Source organism: Sorangium sp. So ce375 (assembly GCF_051473855.1).
Lineage (GTDB): Bacteria > Myxococcota_A > Polyangia > Polyangiales > Polyangiaceae > Sorangium.
The window spans coordinates 5120135-5135839 of the sequence record NZ_CP150335.1 but is presented as its reverse complement, the minus strand read 5'-3'; the positions used below and the strand labels follow the sequence as shown (position 1 = coordinate 5135839).

General features: G+C 71.9%; 12 protein-coding genes. 9 read left to right on the top strand and 3 right to left on the bottom strand.

Annotated elements, in window-relative coordinates:
- Window positions 1-6: 6 nt before the first annotated feature.
- Window positions 7-2001: a potassium transporter Kup gene (locus WME90_RS19000; RefSeq protein WP_437282571.1), complete on the bottom strand. Its 1995-nt coding sequence runs from the start codon at window positions 1999-2001 to the stop codon at window positions 7-9.
- A 165-nt stretch (window positions 2002-2166) separates the two neighbouring features.
- Between WME90_RS19000 and WME90_RS18995 the strand changes: the two genes are divergently transcribed.
- The 7 genes from WME90_RS18995 (at window position 2167) to WME90_RS18965 (ending at window position 10541) form a co-directional block, all read left to right on the top strand.
- Complete coding sequence (locus WME90_RS18995; RefSeq protein WP_437282570.1) at window positions 2167-2523, top strand: hypothetical protein; 357 nt, start codon at window positions 2167-2169, stop codon at window positions 2521-2523.
- Between the two features lie 308 nt (window positions 2524-2831).
- Complete coding sequence (locus WME90_RS18990; protein ID WP_437282569.1) at window positions 2832-3170, top strand: hypothetical protein; 339 nt, start codon at window positions 2832-2834, stop codon at window positions 3168-3170.
- A 1-nt stretch (window position 3171) separates the two neighbouring features.
- Window positions 3172-4536 carry an efflux RND transporter periplasmic adaptor subunit gene (locus tag WME90_RS18985; protein WP_437282568.1) on the top strand — a complete coding sequence of 455 codons (1365 nt, stop codon included), beginning with the start codon at window positions 3172-3174 and terminating at the stop codon, window positions 4534-4536.
- A 9-nt stretch (window positions 4537-4545) separates the two neighbouring features.
- A complete protein-coding gene (locus tag WME90_RS18980) occupies window positions 4546-7680 on the top strand; it encodes an efflux RND transporter permease subunit (RefSeq protein ID WP_437282567.1) in 3135 nt (1044 codons plus the stop codon).
- A 3-nt stretch (window positions 7681-7683) separates the two neighbouring features.
- Window positions 7684-8265 carry a thioredoxin-like domain-containing protein gene (locus WME90_RS18975; protein WP_437282566.1) on the top strand — a complete coding sequence of 194 codons (582 nt, stop codon included), beginning with the start codon at window positions 7684-7686 and terminating at the stop codon, window positions 8263-8265.
- Window positions 8266-8539: 274 nt separating this feature from the next.
- The gene (locus WME90_RS18970) at window positions 8540-9367 is read left to right on the top strand and encodes an SPOR domain-containing protein (RefSeq protein WP_437282565.1); all 828 of its coding nucleotides are present in this window, start codon (window positions 8540-8542) and stop codon (window positions 9365-9367) included.
- 28 nt (window positions 9368-9395) lie between these two features.
- Entirely contained in the window at window positions 9396-10541 is a 1146-nt protein-coding gene (locus WME90_RS18965) for a hypothetical protein (RefSeq protein WP_437282564.1), read from the top strand.
- 27 nt (window positions 10542-10568) lie between these two features.
- Here WME90_RS18965 and nikR read toward each other — a convergent pair whose 3' ends face one another.
- Complete coding sequence (gene nikR / locus WME90_RS18960) at window positions 10569-10976, bottom strand: nickel-responsive transcriptional regulator NikR (protein ID WP_437282563.1); 408 nt, start codon at window positions 10974-10976, stop codon at window positions 10569-10571.
- Between the two features lie 15 nt (window positions 10977-10991).
- Window positions 10992-12110, bottom strand: coding sequence for a hypothetical protein (locus tag WME90_RS18955; RefSeq protein WP_437282562.1), 1119 nt, complete (start codon window positions 12108-12110; stop codon window positions 10992-10994).
- 356 nt (window positions 12111-12466) lie between these two features.
- Between WME90_RS18955 and WME90_RS18950 the strand changes: the two genes are divergently transcribed.
- Window positions 12467-13681, top strand: a complete 1215-nt coding sequence (locus WME90_RS18950; RefSeq protein ID WP_437282561.1) for an SPFH domain-containing protein — start codon at window positions 12467-12469, stop codon at window positions 13679-13681.
- A 138-nt stretch (window positions 13682-13819) separates the two neighbouring features.
- Window positions 13820-15616 (top strand): serine/threonine-protein kinase, encoded by a 1797-nt coding sequence (locus WME90_RS18945; RefSeq protein ID WP_437282560.1) that lies wholly within the window; start codon window positions 13820-13822, stop codon window positions 15614-15616.
- The last annotated feature ends 89 nt before the right edge of the window (window positions 15617-15705 follow it).

Genomic DNA, 15705 nt, shown 5'->3' with positions numbered 1-15705 from the left:
CGCCCACTACAGGTCGACCTGCACGCCGATCTCCACCACGCGCTCCGGCGGCAGCCTGAAGTAGTCGGGCACCGCGCCGGCGTTCCGCGCCATCACCGCGAAGATCGTCTCCGCGATCCTGCCCATCCGGCCCCTGTCGGTGGCAAGGATGGTCTCGCGGCCGAGGTAATACGCCACGTCCGCGAAATCGATGGGCAGCGCGTGCGCCGCCGCGGCCCGCCGCAACAGCGCCGGCACGTCGGTCGACTGCATGAAGCCCGAGCGGATGACGACCTGGTGAACCCCCTTGTCGAGGCTCGTCACGTCGAGGCGCTCCCTGTCGGCGACCCGCGGGACGTGCTCTGTCACCACCGTCAAGATCACCGCCGTCTCGTGGAGCACCTTGTTGTGCTTGAGGTGGTGCGTCAGCGCATAAGGCGTCTTGCCCGCGCGCGAGCTCAGGAACACGGCCGTTCCGGGGACGCGCGCGCGGCACGTCGCGTCGAGATCGCGCACGAAGGCAGAGGCCGAGGGGGCCGCCCGCGTGAAGCGATCGGCGAGGATCGCGCGGCCTCGCTTCCAGATGACCATCATGGTGAACAGGACCGCGGCGATGACCGCCGGCACGTACCCGCCGTCGAGGAACTTGATCAGGTTCGCCCCGAAGAACGGCAGATCGAACGAGAGGAACAGGATCAGGAGCGGCAGCGCCTTCGCGAGCGGGGCTCGCCACGTGTGCCGCATCACGACGAAGTAGACGATCGACGTGATCCCCATCGTGCCGGTCACCGCGATGCCGTAGGCCGCGGCCAGCCGGCTCGACGCCTGGAAGACCAGCACGAGCGCGAGGCACCCGACCGCGAGGGCCCAGTTCGTCAGAGGGATGTAGATCTGCCCCGCGGCTTCGCTCGATGTGTGGCACACCCGCGTCCGCGGCAGGTACCCGAGCTGGATCGCCTGGTGCGTGAGCGAGTAGGCGCCCGAGATCAGCGCCTGCGATGCGATCACGGTGGCCATGGCGGCGAGCGCGACGAGCGCGTAGGTGAGGGGGCCCTTCGGCACCATCGCGAAGAACGGGTTCGCGGCGGCCTCGGGCTCCTGCAGCAAGAGCGCCCCCTGACCGAAGTAGTTGAGCAGCAGCCCCGGCAGCGCGACCGCATACCAGGCGATCCGGATCGGGACGCGCCCGAAGTGCCCCATGTCCGCGTAGAGCGCCTCGCCGCCCGTGATCACGAGGACGACCGATCCGAGGATCGCGAACCCGTGGAAGCCATGGGCGACGAAGAAGCGCGCCGCGTACACCGGGCTCAGCGCGGCGAGCACCGCCGGGTTCCTGGCGATGTACACGAGCCCGAGCGCGGCGAGCGCGGTGAACCAGAGGACCATGACGGGGCCGAAGACCTTGCCGACGCGCGCCGTGCCCCAGCGCTGCACGCTGAAGAGCCCGACGAGGATGGCGCAGGTGAGCGGCACGACGAACGGCCTCAGCGCGGTCGTCGCCACCTCGAGCCCCTCCATGGCGCTCAGCACCGAGATGGCGGGCGTGATGACCCCGTCGCCGTAGAGCAGCGCGGCGCCGAGCACCACGAGCCCGGCGAGCCACCCGACGCCCTGCGCCCCGCTGGCGCGCAGCCGCTCCGGCACCAGCGCGAGCAGGGCGAGGATGCCGCCCTCGCCGTCGTTGTCGGCCCGCGTGATGAAGGTGACGTACTTGACCGTGACCACCATCATCAGCGACCAGAAGATGAGCGAGAGCAGCCCGAGGACGTTATCGGGCGTCGGCGCGACCCCGTGCGTCCCGCTCACGCACTCCTTCAGCGCGTAGAGCGGGCTCGTGCCGATATCGCCGAAGACGACGCCCAGCGCGGCCAGGGCGAGCGCGGCCTTGCCGCCCTGGTGGCCGTGCGCCGCGGTCGCGTCATGCCCGGACACCCCGCCTCGCGCCGGGTCGCGCGTCGCTCCCGGCCCCGACGTGGACGGCGCGGCGGGCCGCGCGCCGGGGGAAGCTCCTAGGTCATCCATGGGGGCCCAGTCATAGCGCCTCGGGTCCGTGAAGGCAGCGCCGCGTGCCTGCGCGCCCACCACGGCCGTCACCGTCGTGTCGCGCTGCGGGCGACACGGCGCTTCGAACGGCCAGACGCGAACGCGCCACGAGCGCGGGCGACACATGGTAGGCTCCGCCGGCGCGTGACCCGGCGACGAAGGCAACATCCCCGATCCCTGTGGACGCGGCGGCTCGTCCGGCTGCTCTCTGTGATCGTGCTCGCCTTCGTCATGAGCCAGCTGACCGTGGCGTACGCCTTCGTGGCCGTGGACGACTGCGGCGAGTCGTGTCCCGAGGACGACGACCATCGTGACTGCCCTTGTCCCCTGAATTGTGCCTCGGGCTGCTGCGCGGCGAGGGTCCCGGCGGTCCCGCCGTCGCCCAGCATTCCGGTCTTGCTCGCGCCCTCCTCCTCGGAGCTCCTGCGGTTCCTGCCCGAGCGCGCGCCGCCGTCGTCTGAGGCGCGCGAAGTGCTCCACGTCCCAAGGCTCCTCGCCTAGCGCGGCGCTGATGGTCGCTCGGCGGATCGAGCCGCCGATCGCGCTCCGAAGAGATCCATGTGGGCCTCGTCCGCCCTCGGTGGACTCAGGTGATCGCAGCGTGGTTCAGCGCCCTGCTAGGTCCGAGCGGAGCGCATGCTCGCGGCGCGTCGTCGCGCGTTCGTGCCAGCGCACCCGTTCAGCGCTGCTCTCGCCGGCGTGCGCATGACGCTCGCGGGTAGGTCGGCGGTGCGCTGGCGCGCGAGAGCGACAGCATGCCCGAGGCTCGTCCGTCACGTGACATTGCGAACCACAAGGAGAAAAGACCCATGACGTTTCGTTCCATCTCGCTCGTGATCTGCGTCTTCGCCCTCGGCGCTGCGTCGTGCTCGAAGGAGGCGCCGAGCGCCGGCAAGGCCGCGCCCGCGCAGACGCAGGCCAAGGCGGCGGACGCGCCGCACGCGCCGGCCGACGTGAAGCCCGGCTCCCACGAGGACTGGTGCGGAGAGCACCAGGTGCCGGAGTCCCAGTGCACCCGCTGCAACCCGGATCTGATCCCGGCCTTCAAGGCCACGGGTGACTGGTGCGCGGAGCACGGGCTGCCCGAGTCGCAGTGCCTCAAGTGCAACCCCGACCTGAAGATCGTCAGGCCGCCGAAGGGGAGCTGACATGCCCGCCCGCGTTCACCTCCTGGTGCTCCTGCTCCTCGCCGCTCTTCCAGGCTGCAGGGCCGAAGGGACCGACAACGCCGCGGCGGAGAGGGCCACGGCGAAGCCGAGCAGGGCGTCGGCCGTCGAAGGCGCCATGTGCAAGGAGCACGGCGTGCTGGAGGCGCTCTGCACGAAGTGCAATCCGAAGCTCGCCCCCGTCTTCCAGGCGAAGGGAGACTGGTGCAAAGAGCACGAGTTTCCGGAGTCCATCTGCCCCATCTGCCACCCCGAGCGCGGCGGCAAGCCGGCGGCCGACGTGGCGAGCGACGGCGCGCCGGCGGACGGGACGAAGGTCAAGCTCAAGGCCAAGGACACGGCCCGGCTGGCCGGGATCCTCACCGAGAAGGCCGTCGAGCGGCAGGGCGGCGGCGGCGTCCCCGCGACCGCCAGGATCGTCTACGACGCGCTCAAGGTGGCGGAGATCAACGCGCGCGCCGCGGGGGTCGTCCGGCAGCTCCACGTGGACGTGGGCGCGGAGGTCAAGAAGGGCGCCCCGCTCGCCGTCATCGACAGCGCCGACGTGGGCGCCGATCGCTCGCGGCTGGCCAGCGCGCTGTCGCGCCTCAAGATCGCCGAGGAGAACCTGCGGCGCGAGGAGCAGCTCGAAAAGGAGGGGATCGCGTCGCGCCGGAGCGTGCTCGCCGCGCAGCAGGAGCTCGACGCCGCGCGCGCCGACCGCGCCTCCTTCGCGGCCTCCTTGGCCGTCGTGGGCGCGAGCGCGGGCGGGAGCGGGGGCTACACGCTCACGACCCCGCTCGCCGGCATGGTGACGCAGCGCAAGGCCACCGTGGGCAGGCTCGTCGGCGTCGAGGAGACCCTGTTCGAGGTGGTCGACGTCTCGAGCATGTGGGCCGAGCTCGACGTGCCCGAGACCGATCTTCCGGCCGTCTCGCTGAAGCAGCCGGTGGTCATCGAGGTCGACGGGATCGAGGGACGCGAGCTCAGAGGGGAGATCACGTACGTGGCCCCGGCCATCGACCCGGCCACGCGCACGGCCAAGGCGCGCGTCCCGCTCACGAACCCCGACGGCGCGCTGCGGGCCAACATGTTCGGCCGGGCGCGCATCCTCGCCCCCTCGCGCGCCGCGGTCGTGGTGCCCCGCTCCGCGGTGCAGCGCGCGAGGACGGCGAAGCTCGTGTTCGTGAGGCTCGCGGAGGACCAGTTCGAGGCGCGGCGGGTCGAGATCGGGGCGACCGAAGGCGGCCTGATCGAGGTGGTCAAGGGCCTGCGCCCGGGCGAGGAGGTCGCGACCGAAGGGAGCTTCCTGCTCAAGACCGAGACGCTCAAGGAGAGCATCGGCGCCGGCTGCTGCGGCGAGGACTGAGGCGCGAGCATGCTGAACGCCGTCATCACCTGGTCGCTCCGCCACCGGTTCCTCGTGATCCTTGCCTCGATCGGCCTCTCCCTGGCGGGCGTCCTCGCGTTCCGCCGCCTGCCGATCGACGCCTTCCCGGACACGACGCCGGTGCAGGTGCAGATCAACACCGTCGCCCCTGCGCTCTCCCCCGTCGAGATCGAGCGTCAGATCACGGCGCCCGTCGAGCAGGCGATCTCGGGATTGCCCCGGCTCGAGGAGGTCCGCTCGCTCTCCCGCTTCGGCCTCTCTCAGGTCACTGCCCGCTTCGAGGACGACACGGACATCTACCTGGCCCGCCAGGTCGTCATGGAGCGGCTCCAGACCGTGACGCTGCCGCCGGGCATCGATCGCCCGCAGCTCGGCCCGGTCGCCACGGGCCTCGGCGAGGTGTTCCACTACGTCGTCACGGGCAAGGGCAAGCCGCTGAGCGAGCTGCGCACGGTCCACGACTGGGTCATCGCGCCGCAGCTCCGCTCGGTGCGGGGCGTCGCCGAGGTCAACGCCTGGGGCGGCGACGAGCGGCAGGTCCAGGTCCTCGTCGACCCGGCGGAGCTCACGGCGCGGGGGCTCTCGCTCCACGATCTGTCCGAAGCCCTGGAGCGCAACAACGCCAACGTGGGCGGGGGCAACCTGGACCAGGCCGGCGAGTCCGCCCTGATCCAGGGCATCGGCATCGCGACGCGCGTGAGCGACATCGAGGACATCGTGGTCGCGGCCAAGGGCGGGGCGCCGATCCGGGTCCGCGACGTGGCCCGGGTTGTCGAGGGGCGCGCGATCCGGCGGGGCGCGGTCACCGCGGACGGCCAGGGAGAGGTCGTGCTCGGCCTCGGCTTCATGCTGATGGGCGAGAACAGCCACGACGTCACGACGCGGCTCAAGGCGCGCCTTTCGGAGGTCGAGAAGACCCTCCCGCCAGGCGTCGACGTCGCCGTCGTGTACGACCGCACCGAGCTCATCGACAGGGTGCTTGGCACCGTAAGGAAGAACCTGCTCGAGGGCGCGCTCCTGGTCGTGGCGGTGCTCTTCGCCTTCCTCGGCAACCTCCGCGCCGGGCTCATCGTGGCCTCGGCCATCCCCCTGTCGATGCTCTTCGCGTTCGACCTCATGCTGCGCGCGGGCGTGGCGGGGAGCCTGATGAGCCTCGGCGCGATCGACTTCGGGCTGGTCGTCGACAGCTCGGTGATCATGGTCGAGAACTCGGTCCGGCGGCTCTCCGAGGATTCGAGCGACCGGAGCACGACGGACGTCGTGCGCGACGCCTCGATCGAGGTGCGCAAGCCGACGATGTTCGGCGAGCTCGTCATCATGATCGTCTACTTGCCGATCCTCGCCCTCGAGGGGGCGGAGGGGAAGCTGTTCCGGCCGATGGCGCTCACGGTGATCTTCGCGCTCGTCGGCTCGATGATCCTATCGCTCACGCTCATGCCGGTGCTCGCGAGCCTGCTCCTGCCGCGCCGCACGAAGGAGCGCGAGAACGTGCTCGTTCGCCTCCTCAAGCGGGCCTACCGGCCCGTGCTGCAGCTCGCGCTGCGGTGGCGCTTCGCGGTGCTCGCCGGCGCCGTGCTGCTCCTCGGCAACGCGGTCTTCCTCGCGACGCGGCTCGGCGCCGAGTTCGTGCCGCGCCTCCGTGAGGGCACCATCGTCGCCAACACCGTACGGCTCTCCGGGGTCTCGGCGGGCGAGTCGATCCGCTACGGCACCCGGCTCGAGCGGGTCCTCCTCGACAGGTTTCCGGACGAGATCGAGCGCGTCTGGACCCGCACGGGCACGGCGGAGGTGGCGACGGATCCGATGGGGCTCGAGCTCTCCGACATGTTCATCACGCTCAAGCCGCGAGAGGCATGGAAGCGCGCCGCCACGCAGGACGAGCTCGTCCAGGCGATGGAGTCGGAGCTCGCGGGGATGCCGGGCATGCGCGTCATCTACACGCAGCCCATCGAGATGCGGGTCAACGAGATGGTCGCAGGGATCCGGGCCGATCTGGGGGTGAAGCTGTTCGGCGACGACTTCGACACGCTCAAGCAGAAGGCGCGCGAGATAGAGGCCGCCCTCAAGAAGATCCCCGGCGCCGCGGACGTGGTGACCGAGCAGGTCACAGGCCAGCCCGTGCTCGAGATCGAGGTCGACCGCGCCGCCATCGCCCGCCACGGCATCGCGGCCGCCGACGTCCTGGATGTGGTCGAGGCCCTTGGGGCGCGGGAGGTGGGCCAGCTCCAGGAGGGCGAGCGCCGCTTCCCCGTGATGCTGCGCATCGACGATCGTTACCGGGAGGACCCCGCCTCGATCGGCCGCATCCTTGTCACCGCTGCCGGTGGGGAGCGCATCCCGCTCGCGAGGCTCGCGAAGATCCGCACGGCCGAGGGGCCGACCGCGATCAACCGCGAGTGGGCAAAGCGCCGGATCGTCGTGCAGGCGAACGTCCGGGGCCGCGACGTGGGCACCTTCGTCGAGGAGGCGAGGGCGAGGCTCGATCGGGAGATCGAGCTCCCGCCCGGCTATTACGTCCGTTTCGGCGGGCAGTTCGAGCACCTGGAGCGGGCGCAGGCGCGGCTGCTCGTCGTCGTCCCCATCGCGCTCGGGCTGATCCTGCTGCTGCTCTACCTCACGTACGGGCGGCTGCTCGACGCGATCCGCGTCTTCACGGGCGTCCCGTTCGCCGCGATCGGCGGCGTCGTCGCGCTCTGGCTTCGCGACCTGCCCTTCAGCATCTCCGCGGGCGTCGGGTTCGTGGCGCTGTCAGGCGTCGCGGTGCTCGGGGACATGGTGCTCGTCTCCACCATCCGGCAGCTCACCGCGGCCGGGTTGCCGGTGCGGGACGCCATCGAGCTCGCGGCCGAGCGGCGCCTCCGTCCGGTCCTCATGACGGCGCTTGTCGCCTCCCTGGGCTTCGTTCCGATGGCGCTCAACACGGGCGTCGGCGCAGAGGTCCAGCGCCCGCTCGCGACGGTCGTGATCGGCGGCGTGATCTCCTCCACGCTGCTGACGCTCGTCGTCCTGCCGGTGCTCTACAGCGTGGTGGGCGGGCGGCGCCGCGCGAACGCTGCCGGCGAAGCGGACGCCACAGATCACCCGGCGGGCTCCGGCCCGGCCCTGTCGCCCGCCGCGGAGTAGGCGATGCGCGTGGGATCGCGATTCCGCAGGATCGCCGCCACCGTGGGTGTCCTGGTCCTCCTCCAGGCGCTCGCCGTGGGGGTCTACCGGGCCGTGGAGCATCGCCGTGAGGCCGAGCGGCCAGGTCGTCGCCCCTTCGCGTACGAGGCGCTCGACGGCGCCCAGCCCGTGCCGGACGCCGCCTTCGAGCGACCGGACGGGACCTTGCTCCACGCGCGCGCCCTGCGCGGCCGGCCGGTGCTGCTGCACTTCTGGGCCACCTGGTGCGCCCCCTGCCGCGCCGAGCTCCCGCTCTTGCTGGAGCTCGGCCGAGAGATGGAGAAGGCCGGGAGGCTCCAGCTCGTGGCGGTGAGCGTCGACGAGAGCTGGGACGTCGTCCGCACCTTCTTTGGGGGCGAGGTGCCTCCCGGGGTCGTGCGGGCCGGATTCCCCGCGGTGCAGCGGCGTTTCGGGGTCTCGGCGCTGCCTGACACATTCCTTGTGAAGCCGGACGGCAGGATGGGTCTCCGCTTCACGGGCGCGAGAGACTGGCGAGCGCCCGAAGCGACGACGCTGCTGATGGGCCAGGAGCGGCCTGCACCCTGACCGCCGTTCTCCCTGTCGCGATCGTTTGCGCTCACGCCCTGGGACCAGCGGGTCGGCCTGTCGCGATTCACGCTGGTTCAGCGGAGCGTCGACGCCCGCCGAGAACTTTCCCCGCGCGCGCCGCGCGTGCGAGGCTGCCCGGCCCCGCCGAAGCGCGCGCTCGCCCGAGAGCGCTCCGCCCAGAGACCGGACCGTTCCGATCAATGTAGGATAAAGGAATACACGAAAGTTGTTGGTCGTCGGCCGGGCAGGGTAGACGGGACGAGGAGGAAGCATGAGGCGCAGCAAAGGCGAGAGCATGGACACCGGGGCGGTGCGGAACCTCGAGGAGATCCAGGAAGAGGATCCCGGGGCTCGCCCGTCGCGCGCGGGCGCGCTGGTGCTGGCCTCGCTCGGTGGGGCGTGCATCGTCTTCGCGGCGGTGGCGCTCCTGCGCGCTCCTGCGCGCGAGCGTCCGGTCACCGCGGATCCGCTCGGCGATCTCGTCGCGCGCACCCACCCCGCCGGCGTGAAGCCGGCCCCGCGCCCTGCCACGATCGGGGAGGACGTGACCTTCCCCGCGGTCCTGTCCGACGCGGAGCACCCGACGACCGCGCTCGAGGCGGTGCGCGATCCGCGGGCGGCCAAGGCGGCCGCCTCGGCCGAGGCATCCGCCGCGGAGCCCGGTCCGCCGCCCGCCGCGGATCGGCTCCCCGTGGTCCCGCTGCCGGCGCAGCACGTGCTCGGGCCCCCGGGGGGCGCGGCCCCGCCGAACGACACGCTCACCGCGATGGCCCGCCACGTGTCGCGCGAGGAGGGGCCCGAGACGGAGCGGGGTGGGCCTGGCGGCTACCAGCTCCAGGTGAGCTCGTTCAAGGACCCCGCCGACGCCGAGAGCTTCGCGGCGGCCCTGCGGCGCCGCGGGCACAAGGCGTATGTCGAGCCGGCGTACGTCAAGGGCCGCGGCCTCTGGCACCGGGTGCGCGTCGGCCCCTTCAAGTACAAGCGCTCGGCCGTGATCTACCGGCAGGAGTTCGAGGCCAAGGAGCGCCTCGTGACGTTCATCGTCGACCCGTCCAAGACCACCGTGAAAGTGGCTGACAGCCCTGGCGACGACGCATAGATCAGGAGCTCTGGAGAGCCCTGATCCAATGGTTGCACGAACGGTGCGGCGCCTGTCGTCGCCGCGCGCTGTGGCGTTCCTCGTGATGAGCCTCGGGGCGCTGGGCGGCTGCAACGCGCTCTCGGGGCTCGACGAGCTCCGGTTCGACGGCGCCGGGGCCGCGGGCGGCTCCGGGGGGGCCGGCGGTTCCGGGGGGGCGGGCGGCTCGGGCGGCGCCGGAGGGCTGGGCGGCGCCGGCGGCGCCGGCGGATCAGGAGGAGGCGGCGGGTGCCCGGCCGGCGTGTGCGAGCCCTTCCTCCTGGCCGAGGGGCAGAACCGGCCGATCAGCATCGCCGTGGACGCGACGCACGTCTACTGCGTGAACCGCGGCACCGCGGAGATGAAGGACGGCTCCGTGTTCCGGGCGCCGCTCGACGGGAGCAGCACCACGCCCCCGCCGCTCCAGGACGGGCTCGACGAGCCGGTCCGGATCGCCGTCGACGCGAGCTGGGTCTACTGGACGAACTACGCGGGGAACAGGCCGGACGAGGGCGCCATCATGAAGGTGTCGCTCGACGGAAGCGAGAAGCCGGACCCGGTCGTCCCGGGGCGGCACGGCCCCGTGGGCATCGCGGTCTCCGGCGGCGACATCTACTGGACGCACCGAGGGACCAACCACATCCAGGCGGTGCTGACCCAGATGCCTGGCGTGATCTATGTCTGGGAGGGCGCGAACGACCCGACCGGGGTCGCCGTGAAGGGCCAGAGCATCTACTGGGCGAACGCGGGGGACGACTCGATCCGGACGTGGTCCTTCGTCGACGAGGCGGCCCGCGACGTGGCCACCGGGCAGGACAACCCGGGGGCCATCGCGGTCGACGACAGCCACGTCTACTGGACGACCAGCGACGGAGGCACCGTCATGAGGGCGCCGCTCGGCGGCGGCGATCCGGTCGAGCTCGCGTCCGGCCAGGACCACCCCACGTTCCTCGCCGTGGACCGCGAGCACGTCTACTGGACGAACGCCGGGGCCGAGGGCTCGGCGAACGGCGCGGTGATGAGGGTGCCCGTCGCGGGCGGCGAGGCCGAGGTGCTCGCGTCGGATCAGGACGGCCCGCGCGGCATCGCGGTCGACGACAGCTATGTCTACTGGGCGAACGAGGGCGCCGGCACGGTGGTGAAGCTGCGCAAGTGACGGCGGGCGTCCCGCGCGCCGCCGCTCCTACCGGAGCGCCGCGGCCGGCGTGAGCGCGCACGACAGCACCCCCTTGGCCCCGGCGAGCTGCCCGGCGAGCTCGGACAGCTCGGCGCCGCGGCCCTTCAGCACCATCACCTGGAGCAGCCGGGCCTCGTCGAGGCGGACGAGCAGGCTGGAGACGACCGCCCCCGCGTGCCGCTCCTCCAGCTCGGCGATCCGCTGCACGAGCTCCCGCACCTCGGGCGCGTAGACGACCGTCAGCGTCGCCGCCACCTCGGCCCCCTCGTCCAAGGCGGCGCGCGTCAGGTCCGCGCGGACCAGATCCCGCAGCGCCTCCGAGCGGTTCTCGTAGCCCTGCGCGGTGATGCGCCGATCGAAATCGGCCAGCAGCGCGCGATCCATCGCGACGCCGAAGCGGACCAGGTCGCTCATCGCTCTCCCGCCCGCTCAGCTCTTGCGCCGATCGAGGTGCCGCCTCGCGGCGTCCTTCACCGGCGACGTCACGTTCTTGCTCTTCGAGATCCCCCGGAGATCGGACTCGCGGAGGTGCTGGACCAGCCGCGTCGCGACGAGCACCGGCGTCCTCGGGTTCTCCACGAGGTTCCGCTTCACCGTGTAGCTCTTCAGCCACTCGGGCGTCGTCGAGATGATCCGCAGCACCTCGTCCGAGATGTTCCGGTTGCGGCTGATGAGGACGACCTCCTCCTCCTGCATCTGCGGGCTGCGCACGGCGGCGCTGGCCACGAGGCGGTTCGAGTCGCGCACGAGCAGCATGCGCTCCTCGCGCGACCCCAGCATCGCCCGCCGGATCCGCTGCGATATGGTCATGTCGGCGAGGCGTTTGTAGAGCGGGACGTACTCCTCCTTGAGCTCCTCTTTGCCCTCCTCGTCCTCGACGTGGGTGTCGACCGCCTCGTCTGCCGCGAGCGCCTCCGACAGCTCCTGCGTCTCGTTGAACAGCACGTCGTCCGGCGTGGGCTCGGGCGACGGCTCCGCGATGAGCTCTTCCTTGATCGCGACGCTGACCTCGCGCCACGCCGGGATGCCCGTGAGCTCGACCCCGTTGCGGGCGGCGAGATCGACGAGGCGGTCCGCGGTCGACATCCGCGTGTGCTTGTTCAGGTAGAGCCGCTCGATGACGCGCGGGTTCCTGAGCAGCCGCTCCTCGTTGACGGCGATGAGCTCGGTCACCGCCTCGCCGCCGGTCCGCGCGAGCTCCTCGAGCGTGTCCGCGGCCATGCCCGGCATCGCGCAGAGCTTCTCGACGACCGGGACGCGGTCGGCGTAGATGCGGGCCAGCCGATCGATGACCGGCGGCTGCAGCTCCGCGCCGAGCGCGCCCTGGAGCAGCGGCTCGGGGAGCGCCGACAGCGTCTTCTCCGCGGTCTCGCGGGCCGGCTCCTCCTCGCGCGACGCGAGCAGCACGAGCAGCGTCACGACGTCGCCCGGCTTGAGGCCGGGGGCGATGCCGCGCGCCGCCATCTCCCGGAGCTTCTGCGGCGCGCCCGGCTGCGCCAGCTTCTGCGCGGGCGCCGAGAGGGCGCCGACGTCGATCGGCGCGGTCATCGGGTCGCCCTCGCCGGCGCGGCCCCGCGCTTGAGGGACGAGCGCTTCGACCGCCGAGCGGCGGGGCTCGGAACATCGGACGACGCGGCTGCCTCGGCTGACCCGAAGGGCGCCGGCGGTGGAGGCGGGGCAAGCAGAGGAAGCAGAGCAACGGGCATGCGGTCCTCCCCGGCGGGCATTGCTGCCCTGCGATCTGCGGATTATCCTGAGGCCGCTGTGTGCCTGAAAGGCGCGGCGATCGTCAACGGAGAACGAACGGCGCGGGACCTCTGCGCCATCTGCCGGAATGATCCGAGGTCCCGGGGGGAGCGGACCGGCAGGTCCGTCCCACCCAGCCCACCGAAGAGGAGCGCGACATGGGGATTTTCGATTTCGTGAAGAACGGCGTCCGCGAGATGATGATCGCGCGCCCGGACGCTGCGAAGCATCTCATCGTCTACAAGCACCCGGACCAGAACGTCCCCTTCTGGTCGCAGCTGACCGTCGACAGCGATGAGTGTGCGCTCTTCTTCAAGGACGGCAGGTACGTGGGCTACCTGCCCACGGGGCGCCACACGCTCCAGACCCAGAACATCCCGTTCCTGAACAACCTCGTCAACAAGTTCACGGGCGGGGACGTCTTCATCGCCGAGATCTTCTTCGTCAAGATGCAGCCGGTCCGCGGCGTGCCGTTCGGCGGTCCGCTGGAGTCGATGGAGGACCCCGTCCTCTACGAGTTCGTGACGCCGCGCATCTTCGGCGAGTTCTCGCTGGTCGTCGTCGATCCGGTGCGGTTCGTCGTCGGCTACCACGGGCAGTGCGGCGGCAGCGGCGACAACGACGTCGTCCTGAGCTGGATCAAGGGCAAGTTCTTCATGAGCGTGAAGACCGTGATCGGCCAGGTCTGCGCGCAGCAGCAGAAGAGCCTGCTCAACCTCGGCGGCATGAGCATGGAGCTCGGCGCCCGCATCGTGCAGTCCGCGCCGAACCTCGAGGAGATCGGCTGCAAGATCCTCGAGATCGGGAACTTCAACATCAACTTCTCCGCCGAGGACCAGAAGCTCCTCCGCGAGGCGAACAAGGCGCGCGGCGAGGCGCGGCGGGGCATCGGCATCGCGCAGGACTCCGCCCGCGCGAAGCAGTTCGAGCTCGATCAGCGGTTCCAGCAGGACGCGCGGTACGTGCAGCAGCTGGCGGGCAACTGGCAGAACTACGCCGCCGGCCAGGCGATGATGGGCGCCGGCCAGGGCATGGCGCAGGGCGGCGACGGCAGCGGCGTCGCGGGGCTGGGCGCCCAGGTGGCGATCGGCGCCGGCCTGGCGCAGGCGATGAACCCCGCGTTGGCGGCCCAGGGCCAGCCCCAGTTCGTGCCGCCGCACATGCAGCAGCCAGGTGCGCCGCAGGGCTACCCGGGTGCGCCGCAAGGCTACCCGGGTGCGCCGCAGGGCTACCCGGGCGCGCCGCAGGCTGCCCCCGGCGGGGCGCCGTCGATCGAGCAGCGCCTGGAGCGCCTTGGGGAGCTCAAGAACAAGGGCCTCATCACCGACGAGGAGTTCCAGGCCCGCAAGGCAAAGATTCTGGAAGAGATCTGAGTCCTTCCAGGCGCGCCGTCCGCCGCGCGCGGCGCCCCTCCGGGGGGCGCGCCGCCGCGGACGCCAAACTGGCGCCATCTGTCCGAACCACTGAGCGCGCTTTCGGCTAGACTCGATGGGGTGCCAGTGACGCTCCGCATGGCCGGGGATGCTCAGCCCGAGATGACCGCCGGCGACTCCGAAGCAGCCGAGCTGTTCCATCGGGAAGAGATCCCGCGGTCGCACGGAGACGACGCATTCGCCCAGGCGCCGGCGCGGAGCGACGTGCCTCCACGGAGCGACGTGCCCCCGCGGCGCAGCGACGTGCCGCTGCACAGCGACGTGCCGCCGCGCGGGGATGCGCTGCCAGCGCACGTGGACGCGCGCCCGGCGATCCCGCCGCTGCCGGCGCGGTTCGACGGGCCGGCGCGCCGGGGGAGGGCGAAGCAGACCCCGCGCGCGCGGCGCTGCCCGACGTGCAACCAGACCTTCTCCGGCGACTCCCGCTTCTGCCCGTTCGACGGCGATCCGCTCGCCGACGCGCCCGACTGGAACCCGTCGGCCGATCCGATGCTCGGGCGCACCATCGATGGCCGCTACGAGGTGCAGGCGGTCGTGGGGGAAGGGGGGATGGGGACGGTGTACGAGGTGCGCCACAAGTCGCTCGGCCGCCTCTTCGCCCTGAAGGTGCTCCGGCGCGACATCGCGCAGGACGCCGAGCTCGTCGCCCGCTTCATCCAGGAGGCCAAGGCGGCCGCGGCGATCGGCCACCCCAACATCGTCGCGGTGAGCGACTTCGGCGCGATCGAGGTCGAGGCGGATCAGGCAGAGCTGCCGTTCTTCGTGATGGAGTTCCTCTCCGGGACCTCCCTCGCGTCGCTGCTGCGGAGCGAGAAGACGCTGCCGGCCGAGAGGGTGGGGCAGATCATGCTCCAGTGCGCCGCGGCGCTCGGGGCCGCGCACGCCGCGGGCGTCATCCACCGCGATCTGAAGCCCGACAACGTGTACCTCGTCCGCAACGGCGATCAGGAGTTCGTCAAGCTGCTCGATTTCGGGGTCGCGAAGGTGACCGGCGGCAAGCGGCTCACGCGCATCGGCATGGTGTTCGGGACGCCGCACTACATGAGCCCGGAGCAGGCGGAGGGGAAGCGCATCGACGCCCGCGCCGACATCTATGCGCTCGGTGTCCTCATGTACGAGTGCTTCGCGGGGCGCGTCCCCTTCGAGGCGGACACGTACATGGGCGTGCTGACCAAGCACATGTACATGTCGCCCGAGCCGCTCGAGCAGGTGATGCCCGACGCCTCCGCGCTGGGCGCGTTCGGCCCGATCGTCATGCGCTGCCTCGCCAAGAACCCCGAGGAGCGCTTCTCCTCGATGGCCAACCTCGCCGAGGCCATCGAGCTCGCCCTCGCGCCGCCGGGCCACGGGGCCGCGCCCCAGGACGAGCTGCCTCGCCACGAATCGATGCGGCCGCGCGCGGAGTCGATGCGGCCGCGCGCGGAGTCGATGCGGCCGCGCGCGCGCGACGAGGCGCTCGCGCCGTCCCAGGCGCCCAGGGCGCCGTCCGAGCCGCTCTCGATGAGCGCGCGCGTGGCGATCGCGCTCGCGGCGGTGCTCGTGCCCATCGCCATCGCCCTCGGCGTCCGCGCCGTGCGCGCCTCGACGCCCAAGGCGCCGCCCGAGGCCGCCGCCCCCGCCGCTCCCGCCGTCCTCCAGGCGGCGACCGCGCCCGCCAGGGCGATCGACGAGCCGCCCGCGACCGCGACCGCGGCGCCCGCGCCGCCCACGCAGGAGCCGCTCGCGCCGGAGCCGGCCCGCACCCAGGGGACGGCCGCCCCGATCCCGGCGAAGCCGACTGCAGCGACGGTCCGTCCGGCGGCGACCGCGGCGGCCACGGCCTCCGTGGTAAGGCCGCAAGCTACCGGCGATATCGTCGATCCCTGGAAGCGTTGATCGCCCGATCGGCGCTCGACGAAACCTGGCCTTCCACGCCGTCCTGTGTGCACGATGGACGCCGTCGAGCATCGGGCCCGCGGCCGCGG

Bases quoted from the DNA above. Each gene is read 5' to 3' on its own strand.
- WME90_RS19000 (WP_437282571.1), bottom strand. From the start codon at position 2,001: ATGGATGACCTAGGAGCTTCCCCCGGCGCGCGGCCCGCCGCGCCGTCC.
- WME90_RS18990 (WP_437282569.1), top strand. From the start codon at position 2,832: ATGACGTTTCGTTCCATCTCGCTCGTGATCTGCGTCTTCGCCCTCGGC.
- WME90_RS18985 (WP_437282568.1), top strand. From the start codon at position 3,172: ATGCCCGCCCGCGTTCACCTCCTGGTGCTCCTGCTCCTCGCCGCTCTT.
- WME90_RS18980 (WP_437282567.1), top strand. From the start codon at position 4,546: ATGCTGAACGCCGTCATCACCTGGTCGCTCCGCCACCGGTTCCTCGTG.
- WME90_RS18975 (WP_437282566.1), top strand. From the start codon at position 7,684: ATGCGCGTGGGATCGCGATTCCGCAGGATCGCCGCCACCGTGGGTGTC.
- WME90_RS18970 (WP_437282565.1), top strand. From the start codon at position 8,540: ATGAGGCGCAGCAAAGGCGAGAGCATGGACACCGGGGCGGTGCGGAAC.
- WME90_RS18965 (WP_437282564.1), top strand. From the start codon at position 9,396: ATGGTTGCACGAACGGTGCGGCGCCTGTCGTCGCCGCGCGCTGTGGCG.
- nikR (WP_437282563.1), bottom strand. From the start codon at position 10,976: ATGAGCGACCTGGTCCGCTTCGGCGTCGCGATGGATCGCGCGCTGCTG.
- WME90_RS18955 (WP_437282562.1), bottom strand. From the start codon at position 12,110: ATGACCGCGCCGATCGACGTCGGCGCCCTCTCGGCGCCCGCGCAGAAG.
- WME90_RS18950 (WP_437282561.1), top strand. From the start codon at position 12,467: ATGGGGATTTTCGATTTCGTGAAGAACGGCGTCCGCGAGATGATGATC.
- WME90_RS18945 (WP_437282560.1), top strand. From the start codon at position 13,820: ATGGCCGGGGATGCTCAGCCCGAGATGACCGCCGGCGACTCCGAAGCA.